Here is an 18427-nt window from a genome sequence, read left to right as displayed (position 1 = left end):
CGATCGAAGACCGGCACATTCCAGCAGAACAAGCTGAGCCGCAGGTCAGGCGCGTGGTCGCTCCGCGTACAAGAAAGGGACCACCTTCGTGGAACCAGAAATTTCTGCTGTAGAGACCGTGCTCGACAACGGCAAGTACGGCACCCGCACCGTCAAGTTCGAGACGGGCCTTCTCGCCCGCCAGGCCGCCGGATCGGTGACCGCCTACCTCGATGACGAGACCATGCTGCTCTCGGCCACCACGGCCGGCAAGCAGCCCAAGGACCACTTCGACTTCTTCCCCCTGACGATCGACGTCGAGGAGCGGATGTACGCCGTGGGCCAGATCCCCGGCTCCTTCTTCCGGTCCGAGGGTCGTCCCGGCGAGGACGCCATCCTCACCTGCCGCCTGATCGACCGCCCGCTGCGCCCGACGTTCAAGAAGGGCCTCCGCAACGAGGTCCAGGTCGTCATCACCGTGCTGGCGCTCGACCCCGACCAGCCCTACGACGTGCTGGCCATCAACGCCGCGTCGCTCTCCACCCAGCTCTCCGGGCTGCCGTTCTCCGGCCCGGTCGGTGGCGTCCGCGTCGCCCTCATCGAGGGCCAGTGGGTCGCCTTCCCGTCGCACTCGCAGCTCGAGGACGCCGTGTTCGACATGGTCGTCGCGGGTCGCGTCACCGACACCGGTGACGTCGCGATCATGATGGTCGAGGCCGAGGCCACCGAGACGACCTTCGACAAGGTCGAGAGCGGCGCCCAGGCCCCGACCGAGTCGGTCGTCGCCCAGGGTCTCGACGCGGCCAAGCCGTTCATCAAGCAGCTGTGCGAGGCGCAGGTCGAGCTGGCCAACGTCGCCGCCAAGCCGGTCCAGGACTTCCCGGTCTTCCTCGAGTTCGAGGACGACGTCTACGCCGCCGTCGAGTCCGCCGTGAAGGCGCCCACCGCCGAGGCCATGACCATCTCCGGCAAGGCCGAGCGCGAAGACAAGCTCGACGAGATCAAGGCCGGTCTGCTCGACTCCCTCGCCGACAAGTTCGAGGGTCGCGAGAAGGAGATCGGTGCGGCGTTCCGCTCGCTCAACAAGTCGCTCGTCCGCGAGCGCGTGCTGCGCGACAAGGTCCGCATCGACGGCCGAGGCCCGGCTGACATCCGTCCGCTGCACGCCGAGGTCGGCCTGATCCCGCGCGTCCACGGCTCGGCGCTGTTCGAGCGCGGGGAGACCCAGATCCTGGGTGTCACCACGCTGAACATGCTCACCCTGGAGCAGAAGCTCGACACCCTCTCCCCGGAGAAGTCGCGCCGCTACATGCACAAGTACGTCTTCCCGCCGTTCTCCACCGGTGAGACGGGCCGCGTCGGTTCGCCGAAGCGTCGCGAGGTCGGTCACGGTGCGCTGGCTCGACGCGCGCTGCTGCCCGTGCTCCCCAACCGCGAGACGTTCCCCTACGCGATCCGCCAGCTCTCCGAGGCCATGAGCTCCAACGGCTCCACCTCGATGGGCTCGGTCTGCGCCTCGACGATGTCGCTGCTGCAGGCAGGCGTGCCCCTCAAGGCGGCCGTCGCCGGCATCGCGATGGGCCTCATCTCGGCCGAGATCGACGGCAAGACCGAGTACATCGCGCTCACCGACATCCTCGGTGCCGAGGACGCGTTCGGCGACATGGACTTCAAGGTCGCCGGCACCAAGGACTTCGTCACGGCTCTCCAGCTCGACACGAAGCTCGACGGCATCCCGGCCGAGGTGCTCGCCGCGGCGCTCAACCAGGCCAAGGATGCCCGCCTCGCGATCCTCGAGGTCATGAACGAGGCCATCGACGCTCCCGAGGAGATGTCGGTCCACGCGCCGCGCATCATCAGTGTGCGCGTGCCGGTCGACAAGATCGGTGAGGTCATCGGGCCCAAGGGCAAGGTCATCAACCAGATCCAGGACGACACGGGCGCGTCGCTGTCCATCGAGGACGACGGCACGGTCTACATCGGTGCGACCAACGGTGAAGCGGCAGAGGCCGCCCGTGCCATGGTCAACGCGATCGCCAACCCGACGATGCCCGAGGTCGGCGAGCGCTACCTCGGCACCGTCGTCAAGACGACGAACTTCGGTGCGTTCGTCTCGCTGATGCCCGGCAAGGACGGCCTGCTGCACATCAGCAAGCTGCGTGGCCTGGCCGGTGGCAAGCGGGTCGACAACGTCGAGGACGTCGTCTCGGTCGGTCAGAAGATCCAGGTCGAGATCGGCGAGATCGACGACCGCGGCAAGCTGTCGCTGATCCCGGTCGTCGACGAGTCCTCGTCCGACGCCGAGGGCGACGACGAGACCGTCGAGTCGACTGACGCCGAGTGACCACTCGCTCCAACAGCGGTACGACCGGCCAGCAGGTTTCTGCTGGCCGGTCGGCCGTTTCCCAGCCGGTCGGCTCCACCCGCACCCTCCAGACGGTGAAGGGCTGCGACGGCCAGATCACCTCGCGCGTACGCCGTACGCTCCTGCCTGGCGGTCTGCGGGTGATCACCGAGCACATGGCCGGAGTGCGCTCCGCCAGCATCGGAGTGTGGGTCGGCGTGGGTTCGCGCGACGAGACCCCGGCGCTCCACGGCGCCTCCCACTTCCTCGAGCACCTGCTCTTCAAGGGCACCCGCGAGCGCACCGCGCTCGACATCTCGGTGGCCCTCGACGAGGTGGGCGGTGAGTTCAACGCCTTCACCGCCAAGGAGTACACCTGCTTCCACGCCCGGGTGCTAGACGAGGACCTGCCGCTGACCGTCGACGTGCTCGGCGACATGATCACCAACTCGCTGCTCAGCACCCAGGACGTCGACGCAGAACGCGAGGTGATCCTTGATGAGATCGCCATGCATGACGACGACCCGGACGACGTGGTGCACAACCTCTTCGCGCAGCAGGCCTGGGGCGACTCTCCCCTGGGCCGGCCGATCGCGGGCAGCGTCGAGTCGATCGCGAGCCTGACCCGCGACCAGATCGCGCGCTTCCACCGCAAGCACTACCGCCCGGCCAACATGGTGGTGGCAGTGGCCGGCAACCTCGACCACGCCAGCGTGGTCCGGCAGGTCCGCAAGGCCTTCTCCCGTCAGGGCTTCCTTGATCGCGACGAGACGCCGGTGCCGCCGCGCCGCGGTCTCCGCGCACGCCGGGTGCACCCCGGCACGGCTTCCACGACCAAGCCCTTCGAGCAGGTCAACCTCGTGCTCGGGGTCGGTGGCCTGACGCGCCGCGACGATCGGCGCTTCGCCCTCGGCGTACTCAACACGGCGCTGGGTGGCGGCACCTCGTCACGACTGTTCCAGGAGGTCCGAGAGCGTCGCGGCCTGGCCTACTCGATCTACTCGTTCGCTAGCCACCACGCCGACGCCGGCGTCGTGGGCGTCTCGGTGGGCTGCCTGCCCGGCAAGGTCGACGACGTGCTGGCCGTGGTGCGCGACGAGCTGGCCAAGGTCGCGGCCGAGGGCATCACCGCCCAGGAGCTCGAGCGCGGCCAGGGCCAGCTGCGAGGCGGGCTGGTGCTCGGCCTCGAGGACTCCGGCTCGCGGATGTCACGACTCGGCAAGGCCGAGCTCATCCACGACGAGCTGTTGACGCTCGACGAGGTGCTCGCCCGCATCGAGGGCGTCACCCTCGACGAGGTGCGCGAGCTGGCCGCCGAGCTGTTCACGCAGCCCGAGATCCTCGCCGTCGTCGGCCCCTGAATCTCGATCGGGTTACCTCTCCGCGGGCTCGATCGCGCGGTATGCTCGAGACGCAGGCCCCGGACCCCGGCATGCGGTGGAGCACAGCTACTGCATTGCAGGACTCTGGGATTGCGATCGTGGCCGCGGTCGACGCTCGTGATCTCACGGAGCGAAGGGGGCGAGCCGAGTGTCGATTGCGTCGACCGATGGTCCGCAGCGTCTCGATGACTGGTTCGCGTCGGTGCCGGCGTTGGCCCTCGCGCACTTCGGCTGCGATCGGGCCGGGGTCGCGCTCAGAGGTGCGGATGGCGCGGTGATCACGCTCGCGGCCAGCGATGCCGTGGTCGGCGTGATCGACTGGTTCCAGTCGCAGCACGCCGACGGACCAGCCGTGAGCCCGGCCTGGTGCGCGCCCCAGGTGGCGGTGAGTGATCTCACGCAGTGCCGCACCTGGCCAGTGTGGGCGTCGGCCATCGCCGAGCTGGGCGTCGTGAGCGTCCTCGCCACACAAATCCTCACGCCTGAGGGGTCGACCGGGTCGCTCACGCTCTACTACACCCGTCGTGTCGCCTTCACCGATCACGAGCTCGCCCTGGCCAGGGTCCTCGCGCAGCACGCTGGTAGCGCGCTCGGTCATGCGCGCACGGCCGCCCACCTGATGACCGCGGTAGGTGGTCGGGCCCGGATCGGTCAGGCCCAGGGCATCCTGATGGAGCGTTTCGGACTCGCGGCCGAGGATGCCTTCGCGGTCATGATCCGACACTCCCAGGACACGAACACCACACTCCAGGACATTGCCGAATGCCTGATCGCGACGCATGCCCTCGACGACTGTCCCACCGGTGAGCACCCATGACCGGGCTCGGCCGGAGGCAGTCCGGCGAGGTGACGCGACGCGAGCCGTGTGCCGTGGGGCTCTTCGACACGCATGCGCATGACCTGCTGGCGTTGGCGATCCTGCTCCTCGACGACCAGCGCGAGGCTGAGGTGATCGTGGGGCAGGTACTCCGCGAAGCATGCCCCCGACACCGCTCCGCCGACGACCATGGCGACCGCCTGATCCTGGCGGACGAGGTGCACCGTCGCTCGTTCATCTCGCGATCGGGCCAGAGCAAGGTGTTGTTCCGGATGGTGAGTGAAACGGATTCCTCGCCAATCGTTGAGGCACTGCCGACACTGTCCGACCAGCAACGAGCGGTGATCGGCCTATGTCTGTTCGGCGACCACACCAACTCCGAAGCCGCCCAGTTCCTGGCGCTGCCGGTCTGCGTGGTCGACGAGCTGCTGAGGTCGGGGCTCCATCGCCTGGAGGTGGTCACCTAGATGGTGACGGTCACCGAGATCCTCTCCTCGATCATGGACGGGAACCCAGGCCCGACTACGCTGCCCGAGCTGCTCTGCGCCAAGTGCTCCAGTCACCTCGAAGTCACGGGCGTGGGAATGGCGCTGATGTCGGATGCCGGTCATCAGGGCGTGGTCGGGGCCACCGACGGAACCGCACGGGTCATGGAGGACCTGCAGTTCACGCTCGGGGAAGGGCCTTGCATCGACTCGTCCACCGAGGGTCGGCCGGTGCTGCAACCCGACCTGGCCATGACAGCGATGACCCGTTGGCCGGCGTTCGGCCCGGCCGTGATGGATGCGGGGGTGGCAGCCATCTTCGCCTTTCCGCTCCAGGTCGGAGGGATCAAGCTCGGCGTGCTCGATCTCTATCGCGACACCACCGGCAACCTCGGCGCCGCCGCGTTCACTGACGCGCTCGTGTACGCCGACGCCGCCGTGGTACTGCTGCTCCATCTCCAGGAACAGATGAAGCCCGGGGACGGCCTGCACCCGCAGCTGGCCAACTCCGTCGGCAACCGATCCGAGGTCCACCAGGCAACCGGCATGATCTCTGTTCAGGCGGCGGTCGGGCTGGCCGAGGCGCTGCTCCTGATGCGCGCCCATGCCTTCGCCGTCGACCGCTCGATCCTGAAGATTGCCATGGACGTGATCAATCGACGACTGCGTTTCGATCTGGACAGGGATGACAATGTGTAGTGCGCTGGGCGTTGCCCGTGATGGGGCAGGAACGGAGACATCTCGATGAGCCGGGAACAACTGCTGACGGCCACCTTCGTGGAGCTGGCTGACACGCTGGTGGCGGAGTTCGATGCGCTGGACTTCCTCCACCTGCTCACCGAACGTGCCGTCGAGCTGCTGGACGCTGACGCCGCCGGGTTGATCCTGATCGACCAGCGAGGGGATCTGCAGGCGGTGGCGTCGACGAGCCACGCGGTCAAGGTGCTGGAGCTCTTCCAGCTCCAGAGCGAAGACGGCCCGTGCCTCGAGTGCGTCCGGTCGGGCCGGCCGTTGGTGAACCTCGGCTTTGCCGAGATGGAAGACCGCTGGCCGACGTTCAGGAAGGCGGCGTCCGAGGCGGGGTTCCAGTCCGCGCACGCCATCCCGATGCGCTTGCGTGACCAGGTGATCGGCGCGCTGAACCTCTTCTGCACGGGGCAGGCGAGCATGAGCGACTCGGACGTCGCCGTCGGTCAGGCGCTGGCCGACGTGGCCACGATCGGGCTGCTCCAGGAGCGTGTGATCCGGCAACGGGAGCTCGTCTCGGAACAGCTGCAGACCGCGCTGAACAGCCGGATCCTGATCGAGCAGGCGAAGGGTGTCCTGGCCGAGCGGGCGAACCTCGACATCGAGGAGGCCTTCGATCTGATTCGCAGCTTTAGCCGGCGCACGCAGCAGTCGCTCGTTCAGGTCGCCAAGGAGCTCATCGAAGGCGACGTGGATGTGGAGGCGCTGCGCGGCGGCGTGTGACTCCGGTGCGTCAGCGACGACCGACGATGCCGATGACCGGCGGCGCCTTCTGCTCGACGATCGAGATGCGGAAGCCGGCCTTCGCCAGCGTGGCGGACGCCTTCTCGACGATGCGCGGCACCAGCTCGGGGCGGGCGGCTTCGTAGAACAGGTAGACCGCGCCACCGGGCACCACACGTTCGTGGAGCAGGGCCACCTCGTCGTCGCAGGCGCGCACCCAGAACAGGTTGACGTTGAAGGCGAAGACCTTGTTGAGCCGCTTGACCGGCACCCGCAGGGTGGCCAGGTCGATCTGGCGTACGACGAGCCGTCCGGCGTCGACGTACCGCGCGTTGCGGCGCTTGGTGCGGTCGACCCCCGACTCCGAACGGTCGATCGCGAAGAGCTTGCCGGTCTCGAGCCGCGAGCAGATGAGCTCCGCCGCGGCGCCCGCTCCGCACCCGATCTCGAGCACCTGGTCACTGGGCTGGACGTCGGTCACGTCCACTGCCCACTTGATCCGGGGCGGAATCGTCTGCAGAGCCATGGCCCCAGCCTGCCATGTACGACGCCCGGCCGTCAGGCATGGGTCTCGCCGCAGCGCCGTACCCGCGGAAGAAGACCGCCCGGACGCTAGGTTGACCCCGTGAGCGAGACGATCAAGGTCGGCGTCCTGGGCGCCCTGGGCAAGGTGGGTTCCGAGGTCTGCCGGGCGGTCGACGGGGTCCCCGACACCGAGCTCGTGGCCCGTGTCGACGCCGGTGACTCCCTTGATGTGCTGACATCCTCGGGAGCCGAGGCGGTGGTCGACTTCACCCATCCCGACGTGGTGATGGACAACCTCCGCTTCTGCATCGAGCACGGCATTCACGCTGTCGTCGGCACCACAGGGTTCGATGACGAGCGCCTTGACACGCTGCGCGGCTGGCTGGCCGACGCGCCGTCGGTCGGCGTGCTGATCGCGCCCAACTTCTCCATCGGCGCGATCCTGATGATGCGCTTCGCGGCCACCGCGGCACCGTTCTTCGAGTCCGTCGAGGTGGTCGAGCTGCACCACCCCGACAAGGCCGATGCGCCGTCCGGCACGGCCCGGCGTACGGCGGAGCTCATCGCCGCCGCCCGCCGCGAAGCCGGCAGCCCGCCGATGCCCGATGCCACCTCCACCTCGCTCCAAGGCGCCCGCGGGGCCGACGTCGACGGTGTGCGCGTGCACGGGCTGCGCGTGCGCGGCCTGGTCGCCCATCAGGAGGTCATCCTCGGCGGGCTGGGGGAGACGCTGACGATCCGCCACGACTCCCTCGACCGGGCCTCCTTCACTCCCGGCGTCCTCGCCGGCCTGCGCGCCATCGGCGCACACGCCGGTTTGACGGTCGGCCTCGAGCACTTCCTCGACCTGTAGGACGCGCAGGTTCTCGCGGTGCGAGAAGCCGCAGGCGGCTCCGCCGGCGCCGCACCATCGGCTGGTCCTGGCGCCGACGTGCTGGCCGCCCCGGCCGCCCACCCGAGTGCTGCTCGTGCCACCGACGGGCAGGAGTTCGTCGTACGACGCTCCGTCACCGATGCCGACGGCACCCCACGTGCGGATGGACGCACCAACAACGGCCTGCGCGTGCTGAGGGTGACGTCGTCGTCCACCAGGGTGCGGCCGACCAGCTGAAGGGCCGCTTCTGGATCAGGGCACCATCCAGCTGAGCACCGCAGTCGACTGCAGCGCGACGAGGATGCACATCAGCAGCAACAGGCCCAGGCTCCAGCCGATGACCTTGCGGAAGATGTCGCCTTCCCGGCCGGCCATACCCACGGCGGCAGCCGCGATCGCGAGGTTCTGCGGGCTGACCATCTTGCCGAGCACGCCGCCGGAGCTGTTGGCCGCGGCCATCAGCACCGGGTCGAGCCCTGCCGAGGCGGCGGTCTGGACCTGGAGTGCACCGAAGAGTGCGTTGGCCGACGTGTCCGAGCCGGTCACCGCGACGCCGAGCCAGCCCAGGATCGGCGAGAGGATCGCGAAGGCAGCGCCCGTGCCGGCGAGCCAGGCGCCGAGTGACCCGGTCTGGCCGGACAGGTTCATCACGTAGGCCAGCCCCAGCACCGCCATCACGGTGATGATCGCGGACTTCAGCTCGACGTAGGTGCGGCCGTAGGTGCGCAGCGCATCACCCGGGGAGACCTTGAGGATCAGCATCGTGATGATGCCGGCGAGGATCATCAGCGTGCCGGCGGCGGGGATCCAGTTGAACGCGAAGATCGTCGTGGCCACGGCGTCACCGTTGGGGTTGAGGACATCGAGGCCCGGCCACTCGAAGGAGTAGGTGAACGGCTTCTCGGCCAGGAACTCCTTGACCGCGGGGATGTTGACGATCGAGAAGATCGCGATGATGACGAGGTACGGCGCGTAGGCCTTGGCCACCTCGGCTCCACTGTCGGAGACCGGCGCATCGGACGCCTTTCCGGAGCCGACCGCGCGGCCGGTCGACGACGTCACCGAGGTGGAGACACCGTCGGGCCGGCGACGGGCTGACCGGCTGGAGCCGGAGTGCTCGTGCGCCTCTTCCTCGGCCACGGCCTGGTCGGCGGTCAGCACGTCGGACGGGGTCCACACGCGCAGCAGCGCCACGACGGAGGCAGCAGCCACGAGGGCCGCGACGATGTCGGCCAGCGGCACGGAGATGTAGTTGCTGGCAACGAACTGGGCGAGGCCGAAGGTCACGCCGCACACGATGGCGGGCAGCCACGTCTGGCGGACGCCGCGCTTGCCGTCGACGACGAAGACGAGCACCAGCGGGACGATGATCGCGAGGATCGGCGTCTGGCGTCCGACCATGGCGCCCAGGGTGTCGAGGTTGAGGCGCGGGTCGTCGCTGGCGCCGGAGGACACGGTGGCCAGGGTGACGATCGGGGTGGCGAGCGCGCCGAAGGCGACGGGTGCTGTGTTGGCGATCAGGGCCACCGCGGCGGCCTTGATCGGGCGGAAGCCCAGGGCCATCAGCATGACGACCGTGATCGCGACCGGGGTGCCGAAGCCGGCCAGTGCCTCGAGCAGGGCACCGAAGCAGAACGCGATGATCACTGCCTGGATCCGCTGGTCGGGACTGACCTTCTCGAACGAACGCCGCAACACGTCGAAGTGCCCGGAGGCGACGGTGAGGTTGTAGACCCAGATCGCGTTGATCACGATCCACAGGATCGGGAAGAAGCCGAACGCCGCGCCCTCGGTGCCGGCGAGGAGGGCCTGACCGACGGGCATCTCGAACAGCGCGATCGCGACCACGAGAGCCACCCCGAGCGAGATCAGGCCGGCCACCCACGCCTTGACGCGGAGACCCCCGAGGAGCACGAAGAGCGTCACCAGGGGGATGGCGGCGCACAGGGCGGACAGGGCCAGCGAGTCGCCGACCGGTGAGAAATTCTGTTGGAACATGACTTCTCCCGATGGTGGGTGAGTGGGGCTAGGCGGTGGTGAACGTGCTGGCGGGGGCGCCCTGGATCGAGGCGTCGAGCACCTCGATCGTGTGGGCCATCCCCATCGGGTGGCCTCCCTGAGACTTGGCGTGGCGCTGGATCGCCGAGGTCACCTGCATCAGGCAGCCGGGGTTGGCGGTGACCAGCACCTGGGCCCCGGTGGCGACGATGTTTCGTGCCTTGCGGTCCCCGAGCTCGCGGGCGGGCTCGGGGTTGGTGATGTTGTAGATGCCGGCCGAGCCGCAGCACAGCTCGGCCTCGGCGATCTCCTTCAGCTCGAGGCCGGGGATGGCCTCGAGCAGCCGTCGTGGTTCCGCGCGCACGCCCTGGGCATGCGCGAGGTGGCAGGCGTCGTGGTAGGCGATGGTCATCTCCAGGGGATGGCGCGGGGCGACCGGGCCGAGCTCGTCGAGGATCTCGGAGATGTCGCGGACCTTCTCGGCGAAGGCCTTCGCGCGCTCGGCGTACGCCGGGTCGTCGGCCAGCAGGGCGGCGTACTCCTTCATCGAGGAGCCGCACCCGGCGGCGTTGACCACGATGCGCCCGACGCCGCTGGCGTCGAATGAGTCGATGAGGGCGCGAGCGAACTTCTGCGCCTCCTGCTCGCGGCCGTTGTGCACCGACAGCGCGCCGCAGCAGCCCTGCGACTTCGGTACGACGACGTCACAGCCCTCGGCGCGCAGCACCCGCGCGGTCGCGGAGTTCACCCCGGGGAAGAACGCGCCCTGGACGCACCCGGTCAGCAGGCCCACGACCATGCGGCGGGCGCCGGTGGCGTGGATGTACGCCGGCAGTGGTTCGGGACGGCCGAGTCGGGGAGCCAGGCTCTCCATCGCGGCCAGCTGGGGTGCGAACCGGTCGAGCAGTCCGGTGCGTCGCATCGCGCTGTCCAGGCCGGTGGCCTGCAGCGCCCGGAGTGGTCCGCGCAGCAGCCTCAGCCGCTTCGGGTGCGGGAAGAGCGAGAAGATCAAGCCCCGCAGTGCCTTGTCCCGGGGCGACCGGTCGTAGTTGCGCTCGACCTGGGCGCGCGTCTGCTCGATGAGGGTGTCGTACTGCACGCCGGACGGGCACGCGGTGACGCACGCCATGCAGCCAAGGCAGGCGTCGAAGTGGCCGACCATCGAGTCGGTCATCGCCTCGCCCTCGAGGCCTTCCTTCATCAGGTAGATCCGGCCGCGCGGGGAGTCCATCTCCTCGCCCCACAGCACGTACGTCGGGCAGGTCGGCAGGCAGAAACCGCAGTGCACGCAGTCGCCGATGAGGGCGGCGTCGGGCGGGTTGTGGTCGTCGAAGGCGCCGTGGGGCGCGGGGGTGCCCCAGTCGACGGGCTCGATGACGCCGCCCATCTCGCCGAGCGTGCCGTCGGTGTCGTGCTCGGTGGTGCTCATCAGATGCCTCCCACGAAGCGGCCCGGCGCGAGCCGGTAGTCGGGGTCGAACTGGTCCTTGACGCGGCGCATCAGGTCGAGCGCCGGGATCGGTCCCCACGCGTCGACCGCGGACTTCACCGCAGCGGGTGCGTCGACCACGACGGTCGTGCCGCCCTGGGCAGTGCAGGCGTTGCGCAGGCGTTCGAGCGCGATGCTCACGTCGCCGACGGCGGTGTCCGGGTCCAACGCGGCGTACACGACACCGGAGCCGGCGGAGCCGCGCAGCGTGGCGCCGGTGTCGGCGGCCGCGGCGAGCACGTCGGCGAGACCCGAGAGCACGAAGGTCAGCTTGAGCGCCGTGCTGCGGCGGTCAGCGGTGGCCGTCACGTCCCAGGGGTACGTCGCCCCATCGGCCGGCGCGTCCTCCGACTCGGTCGCCTCGGCACCGAGCAGCGAGCGCAGCGCCTCGGCCCGGCCGGCCACGCCGTCGACATGCCCCTCGAGCAGCACGTGGAGAGTGCCGGTGCCGTCGGCCCACTCGACCTCGATGGCAGTCGGGACGACCTGTGAGTGCACGGCCGCCTGCGCGACGGTCAGCGCCCGGGCCGGGTCGGCGACGGGCACGCTGACCCAGCGGTGTGCGGCCGGCACGGGGTGGAGCCGGAAGGTCGCGTCGGTGATCACGCCAAGCGTGCCGCGCGACCCGATCATCAGCTTGCCGATGTCGTAGCCCGCGACGTTCTTGACCACGCGTCCACCGGCCTTGGCCACGACCCCGTCGGCACGCACCATCGTGATGCCGATGAGCAGGTCGCGTGCCGTGCCGGTCGCCGTACGGCGTGGGCCGCTCGTGTTGGCGCCAAGCACTCCGCCGATCGTGGAGCCCGGGACGGTTTCGTCGAGCGCGAGCCGCTGGCCGGCCTCACCGACGACCTGCTGCACGTCGTGGAGCAGGGCACCGGCCTGGGCGGCGACGATCAGGTCGCCGGCCGCGTGATCGAGCACCTGGTCGAGGGCACTGAGGTCGAGCAGCACGTCAGCGCTGGTGGGGGCGAGGCCCCAGGAGAGCTTGGTGCCGCGGCCGCGGGGCACGACGGTCAGATCGTGGGCCGCACAAGCCTTCATGACCTCCGAGACCTGCCCGGTGTCGGCGGGCCGGGCGACCAGCCCGGGGCGTACGCCGTCGACGTCGTCAGTCTGCTCAGCGTCGCGCACGTCCGCGCAGGCGGAGGTGACCGCCTCGCGGGCGGCGGCCTCGATCGTGTCGGTCGTCATCAGAAGACCTCCGCGACGCCGGCCTCCTGCAGAGGGTGGGCGCCCTTGTGTCGTCCGGGCACCTCCCCGCAGAGACGCGGTGTTGGGAAGACCTTGCCGGGGTTGGAGATGTTCTGCGGGTCGAAGGCGCACCGCACCAGCTGCATCGTGTCGAGGTCCTCGTCGGTGTACATCCGGGGCATGTACTTGGCCTTGTCCATCCCGACGCCGTGCTCGCCGGTGATGGAGCCACCGTGCTCGATGCACAGGTCGAGGATCGCGCCGCTGACCGTCTCGGCCGCGTCGCCTGCGCCCTCGACCTCGTCGTCGAAGAGCACCAGTGGGTGCAGGTTGCCGTCACCGGCGTGGAAGACGTTGGCCACCCGCACGCCCGAGGAGGCCGACAGGTCGGCGATCGCCTTGAGCACCTCCGGCAGGGCCGTGCGTGGGATGACCCCGTCCTGGACGATGTAGTCGGGGCTGATCCGCCCGACTGCGGCGAACGCCGACTTGCGGCCCTTCCAGATCAGCTGCCTCTCGGCGGGGTCGGTGGCCAGCCGCTGCTCGAAGGCGCCGTTGTCGTTGCACAGCCGCTCGACCTCGGCGTACTCCTGCTCGACCTCGATGGCAGCGCCGTCGAGCTCGATCACCAGGACTGCTCCCGCGCCGTCGGGGTAGTTGCAGTGCACCGCAGCCTCCGCCGCCTCGATGGCCAGCGCGTCCATCATCTCGATCGCCGCGGGCACGATGCCCGCGGAGATGATCGCCGACGTGGCCGCACCAGCCTGGTCGGTGGTCTTGAAGCCGACGAGGATCGTGCGCACCTCCTCGGGCAGCCGGACCAGCCGGACCGTGGCCGAGGTGACGATGCCGAGGGTGCCCTCCGACCCAACGACGGCGCCGAGCAGGTCGTAGCCGGGAGAGTCCGGGGCCGCGCCGCCGAGCGTCACCGTGTCGCCGTCCGGGGTGACGAAGTCGGCGCCGATCACGTGGTTGGTGGTGAAGCCGTATTTGAGGCAGTGGGCGCCGCCGGAGTTCTCCGCGACGTTGCCGCCGATCGAGCAGATCTGCTGGCTCGACGGGTCCGGCGCATAGTAGTAGCCGTACGGGGTGGCGGCCCTCGTGACGTCGAGGTTGATCACTCCCGGCTCGACCACCGCGCGCTGGTCGTCACGGCGAACCTCCCGGATCGCGCGCATCCGCGAGGTCACGATCAAGATCCCCTCCGCGTGCGGCAGGGCTCCTCCCGACAGCCCGGTGCCGGAGCCACGGGCCACGAACGGCACCGCGTGCTCGGCGCAGGCCTTCACCAGGCCGGCCAGTTGCGCGGCGTCCTCGGGGATGACGACGAGCGCCGGGGTCACCCGGTAGTGCGCCAGGCCGTCGCACTCGTAGGTCCGCAGCCGCGCGCGGTCGGTGATCACGCCCGCCTCGGGCAGCAACCGGCGCGCCACGTCGGTGACGTTGGAGATGCCCGCGCTGCTGTCGCTCGCCATCGCCGGCACGCCTCAGTCGGGCTGGGCAGTCAGGTCGGCGCTCTCGATGCCGGCCACCGCCGCGGCCTCGTCGTTGTCGGAGGTGTCACCGGTGACGCCCACCGCGCCGACCAGATCGCCACCCGCATCCCGGACGAGGACCCCACCAGGCACGGGGACCAGCGAGCCGCCCACGGCGGAGGCGACTGCCGCGATGAAGTAGGGCTGCTGCTCGGCGCGGCCCATGATGGAGCGCGACCCCATGCCGAGCGACAGGGCGCCATACGCCTTGCCGAAGCCGATCTCGAAGCGCTTCATCGACGAGCCGTCCTCCCGCTCGACGGCCACGACGTGGCCCCCGGTATCGAGGACGACGACGGTCAGTGGTTTGAAACCGGCCGAGGTCGCGTGGGCGCGGGCCCCGGCGATGATCGTGCGGGCGGTCTCCAGGTCGAGCGACGTCACTGGGTGGTCCTCTCTGCTGAGTTCTCGGATGTGGACTTCTGGTGAGCACGACGGCTGTGCAGGATCGGCTCGGTGTAGCCACTGGGCTGCTCGAGCCCCTCGAAGACCAGGGCCCGGGCTGCCGCGAAGGCATCGCCGTCGAAGTCCGGCGCCATCGGGGAGTACGACGCGTCGCCGGCGTTCTGCTCGTCGACGACGGCCGCCATCCGGCGCAGCGTCTCGTCGACCTGGGCTTCGGTGACCACGCCGTGGTGGAGCCAGTTGCTGACGTGCTGGGCGGAGATCCGACAGGTCGCCCGGTCCTCCATCAGGGCCTCACCGGTGATGTCGGGCACCTTGGAGCAGCCGACACCCGCGTCGACCCAGCGGACGACGTACCCGAGCAGGCTCTGCAGGTTGTTGTCGATCTCGGCCTGCCGGTCGTCGGCCGACCAGGAGTCCGGGTCGCCGAGCGGCACCCGCAGCAGCAGGTCGCGCTCGGTGCGCCGACCGCCCTGCTGGAGCTCCTCCTGCCGGGCGTGCACGTCGACCCGGTGGTAGTGCAGCGCATGCACGGTCGCGGCCGTGGGGGAGGGCACCCAGGCACAGCTGGCCCCGGCCTTCGGGTGACCGATCTTGGTCTCGTACATGTCGGCGAGGCTGTCGGGCGCGGCCCACATGCCCTTGCCGATCTGGGCCCGGCCGAGCAGGCCGCACTCGAGACCGACGTCGACGTTGAGGTCCTCGTAGGCCTTGATCCAGGTCTCGCCCTTCATGTCGTTCTTGCGTACGACCGCGCCCGCCTGCATGGAGGTGTGGATCTCGTCGCCCGTGCGGTCGAGGAAGCCGGTGTTGATGAACGCGACCCGCTCGCGGGCCTCGTTGATGCAGGCCTTGAGGTTCAGCGACGTACGCCGCTCCTCGTCCATGATCCCGACCTTGATGGTCAGCCGTGGCAGTCCGAGCAGCTCCTCCACCCGGCCGAAGAGCTCGACGGCGAAGGCGACCTCGTCGGGGCCGTGCATCTTCGGTTTCACGACATACATCGAGCCGGTGCGCGAGTTGGCAAGCTGCGACGGCCCGCCCAGGTCCTTGAGACTGCCGAGCGCGGTCATGATCGCGTCGAGGATGCCCTCGGGCACCTCGTTGCCGTCGCGGTCGAGCACCGCGTCGGTGGTCATCAGGTGACCGACCTGGCGGATGAACAGCAGCGACCGGCCGCGCAGCGTGACGTCCGCGCCGGAGGTCGTGGAGTAGGTGCGGTCGGGGTTCATCGAGCGGGTGAAGGTCTTCCCGCCCTTGGTGACCTCCTCGGAGAGCGTTCCGTCGTTGAGGTGCAGCCAGTTGCGATAGCCGAGCACCTTGTCGTGGGCGTCGACGGCGGCCACGGAGTCCTCGAGGTCCATGATCGTGGAGACGGCCGACTCGAGCAGGAGGTCCTTGACCCCGGCAGCGTCGGTGGACCCGACCGCGTCGTCGTGGTCGACCTGGATCTCGACGTGCAGGTGATGGTGCACCAGCAGCACGGCCTCGGGCGCCTCGGCAGTGCCGCGGAAGCCGACCAGCTGCGAAGGGTCGGCGAGCCGCACGACGTCGTCCTTGACGGTCACGGCCAGCCCGTCGTCGTCGACGGCGTACGACGCGGCGTCGGCGTGCGAGCCGGAGGCCAGCGAGAAGTGCTCGTCGAGGAAGGCCCTCGCGCGGGCGATGACCTCGTCACCGCGGACCTTGTTGTAACCCTCGCCGGGGGCGAGGTCGCCCTCCTGCGAGATGACGTCGGTGCCGTAGAGCGCGTCGTACAGCGAGCCCCACCGGGCGTTGACGGCGTTGGTCGCGAAGCGGGCGTTGAGCAGGGGGACCACCAGCTGGGGGCCGGCGATGGAGGCCACCTCGTCGTCCACGTCGGCGGTGGTGACGGCCACGTCGGCGGGCTCGTCGAGGAGGTAGCCGATCTCGCGCAGGAACGCGGCGTACGCCTCGGTGTCCGGCGTGCCGGGGTGCTCACGGTGCCAGTCGTCGATCCGGGACTGGAGCTCCTGGCGGCGACCCAGCAGCTCGCCGTTGCGCGGCGCCAGGTCGTGAACGATCGCTGCGGCGCCGTCCCAGAACGCCTGCGGGTCGACACCCGACCCGGGCAGGGCCTCCTCTTCCACGAACCGGTGGAGGCTCTCGGCGACGCTGAGTCCGCCGGTCTGTATACGCTCTTCCATGCCACTCCCTGACGAAGAACCCTGCCGGAGTTTCCGCAATGTGGAAACATCGTAAGTCAATATTGGAAAGTATGGAACACGCGCTCCGGTGTCAAACCGTCGCCGGGCCGCACCGAGCAGTCATGGGGGCCTCATGTCCGAGCGGGACCACACCGTGCATCGCCCCAGTGGTGGGGTGCAGTCGGTGCCGGGCCTCGACCTGCTCGAGGTCGTCGCTGCCCGTGGCGGCGCGCTGACGATCGGTGAGATCGCTGTCGCGGCCGACGCACCCCTGCCAACCGCCCACCGGCTGCTCCGCACGCTCGTCGACCGGGGTTACATGCGGCAGACGCCCAACCGCCGGTACGCCCTCGGGTTCCGGCTCGTGCCGCTCGGCGCCTCGGCCAACTCGATGGTCGGTGCCGGTGCCGGTGCCGAGCGGGTGCTCGGCCGGGTCGCCGACGCCCTCGGCGAGACCGCCAACCTGGCCATGCTCGACGGTGATCGGGTCGCCTACGTCGCGCAGGTGCCGGGAAGGCACTCGATGCGGATGTTCACCGAGGTCGGGCGACGGGTGCACCCGCACTGCACCGCGGTCGGCAAGGCGCTGCTCTCGGTGTCATCGGAGGACGACGTACGCGCACTGTTGGCCCGCACCGGCCTGCCCCGGCACACATCGCACACGCTGACCACCGTCGACGAGTTCCTCGCCCAGCTGGTCCGGGTCCGCGAGCGCGGCTACGCCCTCGACGAGGGCGAGCAGGAGGTCTGAGCCCTGATGCCACCGACACGGCGCCGAACGAGACGCCGTACGCACCGGTGGCGAGGCCGACCGCGAGCGAGTCCCGGACGATCCCGCGCCGCGTGGCGGGGGAGAGGGAGGCGGGCGCGGCAGACACGGTCCGGACGCTAACAGCGCCCGTTGGCCACACGCGTGCGGGCTCTCAGTGACGCGGCTGGTGGAGCAGCGCGTACGACGCCACGACGCCGACGAGCGCGCCGCCGAGCATGCCGGTGCCGATGAGGAACGGGAGCGACGGGCTGGCGCCGAGCCAGGCGCCGGCAGCGGAGCAGATCAGCAGCATCGCCACGACGATCACGATGCGGTAGAGCCTGGGCAGCGGTCCGGCCATGTCGTCCATGGTTGCCGGTTGCCCGCGAAAATCAAGCGAGAGCGGTGTGCAGGCGGACCTGCTTGACGGTGGTGATGCCACTGCCGTCGAGGTCGAGCTCGCGGTGCGCAGAGTCGGGGGCCCAGCCGGCGTCGGTGAGGAACTTCCGTACGGCGTCATCGCTGGCGACGACCCACGACGTGGCTCTGGTGAACCGGTCGGCGACGAGGGTGTCGACCGCCGCCTGCAGAAGCCGCGAGCCGTGGCCCTTGCCGCGCTCGGTGGGCTCGACGGTGATCTCCGAAAGCTCGCCGTCGGAGATCGGGTTGCAGTCGGGGTCGCTCGCGGGGGAGGTGAGCACGAAGCCCAGCACGCGGTTGCGCTCCAGGGCGACGAGCACGCGGTTGCGGGCATCGGCCGGCTTGGCCAGGGCATCGCGCCACGCGGCGGCCAGTGGCTCGAGGTCGGTCGGCATCGCCTCGGCCGGCACGAGGCCGGCGTACATCTCGGGCCACGCGCGCAGCTGTACGGCGGCGATCGCGGCCGCGTCGTCGGCCCACGCGACTCGCACCGAGACGTCGGGGCCGGGAGTAGTCATGACGACCATCCTGCCCTGCCCACCCGAGCATTACAGAACGGCGTCGCAACTACGCATCTCTGTCACAAACT

The 18427-nt window shown here is 69.7% G+C and carries 18 protein-coding genes; 9 read left to right on the top strand and 9 right to left on the bottom strand.

From position 1 onward, the window contains the following. The first annotated feature begins 88 nt into the window (after nt 1–88). The 6 genes from H4Q84_RS04780 (at nt 89) to H4Q84_RS04755 (ending at nt 6477) form a co-directional block, all read left to right on the top strand. Nucleotides 89–2323, top strand: a complete 2235-nt coding sequence (locus H4Q84_RS04780; RefSeq protein ID WP_248582266.1) for a polyribonucleotide nucleotidyltransferase — start codon at nt 89–91, stop codon at nt 2321–2323. Further along, nucleotides 2320–3684: a pitrilysin family protein gene (locus tag H4Q84_RS04775; protein ID WP_248582265.1), complete on the top strand. Its 1365-nt coding sequence runs from the start codon at nt 2320–2322 to the stop codon at nt 3682–3684. The genes H4Q84_RS04780 and H4Q84_RS04775 overlap by 4 nt, the downstream gene beginning before the upstream one ends. 169 nt (nt 3685–3853) lie before the next feature. Further along, nucleotides 3854–4522, top strand: coding sequence for a GAF and ANTAR domain-containing protein (locus H4Q84_RS04770; RefSeq protein ID WP_248582264.1), 669 nt, complete (start codon nt 3854–3856; stop codon nt 4520–4522). After that, entirely contained in the window at nt 4519–4989 is a 471-nt protein-coding gene (locus H4Q84_RS04765; protein ID WP_248582263.1) for a hypothetical protein, read from the top strand. The genes H4Q84_RS04770 and H4Q84_RS04765 overlap by 4 nt, the downstream gene beginning before the upstream one ends. Further along, a complete protein-coding gene (locus tag H4Q84_RS04760; protein WP_248582262.1) occupies nt 4990–5706 on the top strand; it encodes a GAF and ANTAR domain-containing protein in 717 nt (238 codons plus the stop codon). It abuts the gene before it with no gap. 78 nt (nt 5707–5784) lie between these two features. Beyond that, nucleotides 5785–6477: a GAF and ANTAR domain-containing protein gene (locus H4Q84_RS04755; RefSeq protein ID WP_248582261.1), complete on the top strand. Its 693-nt coding sequence runs from the start codon at nt 5785–5787 to the stop codon at nt 6475–6477. Nucleotides 6478–6487: 10 nt separating this feature from the next. On the opposite strand, the gene H4Q84_RS04750 is transcribed toward H4Q84_RS04755, so the two are convergent. Next, entirely contained in the window at nt 6488–7003 is a 516-nt protein-coding gene (locus H4Q84_RS04750) for a class I SAM-dependent methyltransferase (RefSeq protein ID WP_248582260.1), read from the bottom strand. A 99-nt stretch (nt 7004–7102) separates the two neighbouring features. On the opposite strand from H4Q84_RS04750, the gene dapB reads away from it, so the two are divergent. Further along, nucleotides 7103–7855, top strand: a complete 753-nt coding sequence (gene dapB, locus H4Q84_RS04745) for a 4-hydroxy-tetrahydrodipicolinate reductase (protein WP_248582259.1) — start codon at nt 7103–7105, stop codon at nt 7853–7855. A gap of 18 nt (nt 7856–7873) precedes the next feature. Next, a complete protein-coding gene (locus H4Q84_RS04740; RefSeq protein WP_248582258.1) occupies nt 7874–8113 on the top strand; it encodes a hypothetical protein in 240 nt (79 codons plus the stop codon). Nucleotides 8114–8128: 15 nt separating this feature from the next. Here the strand turns inward: H4Q84_RS04740 and H4Q84_RS04735 are convergent, their stop codons facing one another. The 6 genes from H4Q84_RS04735 to H4Q84_RS04710 are packed head-to-tail and all read right to left on the bottom strand — an operon-like array spanning nt 8129 to nt 16667. Further along, nucleotides 8129–9874, bottom strand: coding sequence for an L-lactate permease (locus H4Q84_RS04735; protein WP_248582257.1), 1746 nt, complete (start codon nt 9872–9874; stop codon nt 8129–8131). Between the two features lie 28 nt (nt 9875–9902). After that, on the bottom strand, nt 9903–11303 hold the full coding sequence (locus H4Q84_RS04730) for a heterodisulfide reductase-related iron-sulfur binding cluster (RefSeq protein ID WP_248582256.1): 1401 nt from the start codon (nt 11301–11303) through the stop codon (nt 9903–9905). Next, on the bottom strand, nt 11303–12559 hold the full coding sequence (locus H4Q84_RS04725) for an FAD-binding oxidoreductase (RefSeq protein ID WP_248582255.1): 1257 nt from the start codon (nt 12557–12559) through the stop codon (nt 11303–11305). Before H4Q84_RS04725 ends, H4Q84_RS04730 begins: the two co-directional genes overlap by 1 nt. After that, on the bottom strand, nt 12559–14034 hold the full coding sequence (locus H4Q84_RS04720) for an FAD-linked oxidase C-terminal domain-containing protein (RefSeq protein ID WP_248582254.1): 1476 nt from the start codon (nt 14032–14034) through the stop codon (nt 12559–12561). Before H4Q84_RS04720 ends, H4Q84_RS04725 begins: the two co-directional genes overlap by 1 nt. A gap of 12 nt (nt 14035–14046) precedes the next feature. Continuing rightward, the gene (locus H4Q84_RS04715) at nt 14047–14478 is read right to left on the bottom strand and encodes a heme-binding protein (protein WP_248582253.1); all 432 of its coding nucleotides are present in this window, start codon (nt 14476–14478) and stop codon (nt 14047–14049) included. Then, a complete protein-coding gene (locus H4Q84_RS04710) occupies nt 14475–16667 on the bottom strand; it encodes a malate synthase G (RefSeq protein ID WP_248582252.1) in 2193 nt (730 codons plus the stop codon). Before H4Q84_RS04710 ends, H4Q84_RS04715 begins: the two co-directional genes overlap by 4 nt. Before the next feature lie 133 nt (nt 16668–16800). Between H4Q84_RS04710 and H4Q84_RS04705 the strand changes: the two genes are divergently transcribed. Beyond that, on the top strand, nt 16801–17418 hold the full coding sequence (locus H4Q84_RS04705; RefSeq protein ID WP_248582251.1) for an IclR family transcriptional regulator: 618 nt from the start codon (nt 16801–16803) through the stop codon (nt 17416–17418). A gap of 172 nt (nt 17419–17590) precedes the next feature. On the opposite strand, the gene H4Q84_RS04700 is transcribed toward H4Q84_RS04705, so the two are convergent. Together H4Q84_RS04700 and H4Q84_RS04695 are read right to left on the bottom strand one after the other, a co-directional pair. Beyond that, nucleotides 17591–17779, bottom strand: coding sequence for a hypothetical protein (locus H4Q84_RS04700; protein ID WP_248582250.1), 189 nt, complete (start codon nt 17777–17779; stop codon nt 17591–17593). Nucleotides 17780–17810: 31 nt separating this feature from the next. After that, nucleotides 17811–18356: a GNAT family N-acetyltransferase gene (locus H4Q84_RS04695; protein WP_248582249.1), complete on the bottom strand. Its 546-nt coding sequence runs from the start codon at nt 18354–18356 to the stop codon at nt 17811–17813. Nucleotides 18357–18427: the final 71 nt, after the last annotated feature.

Origin of the sequence: Nocardioides sp. InS609-2, from assembly GCF_023208195.1 — a bacterium.
Taxonomy (GTDB): Bacteria; Actinomycetota; Actinomycetes; order Propionibacteriales; family Nocardioidaceae; genus Nocardioides.
The sequence above is the reverse complement of the archived record's forward strand: the minus strand, read 5'-3'. Positions and strand labels throughout refer to the sequence as shown.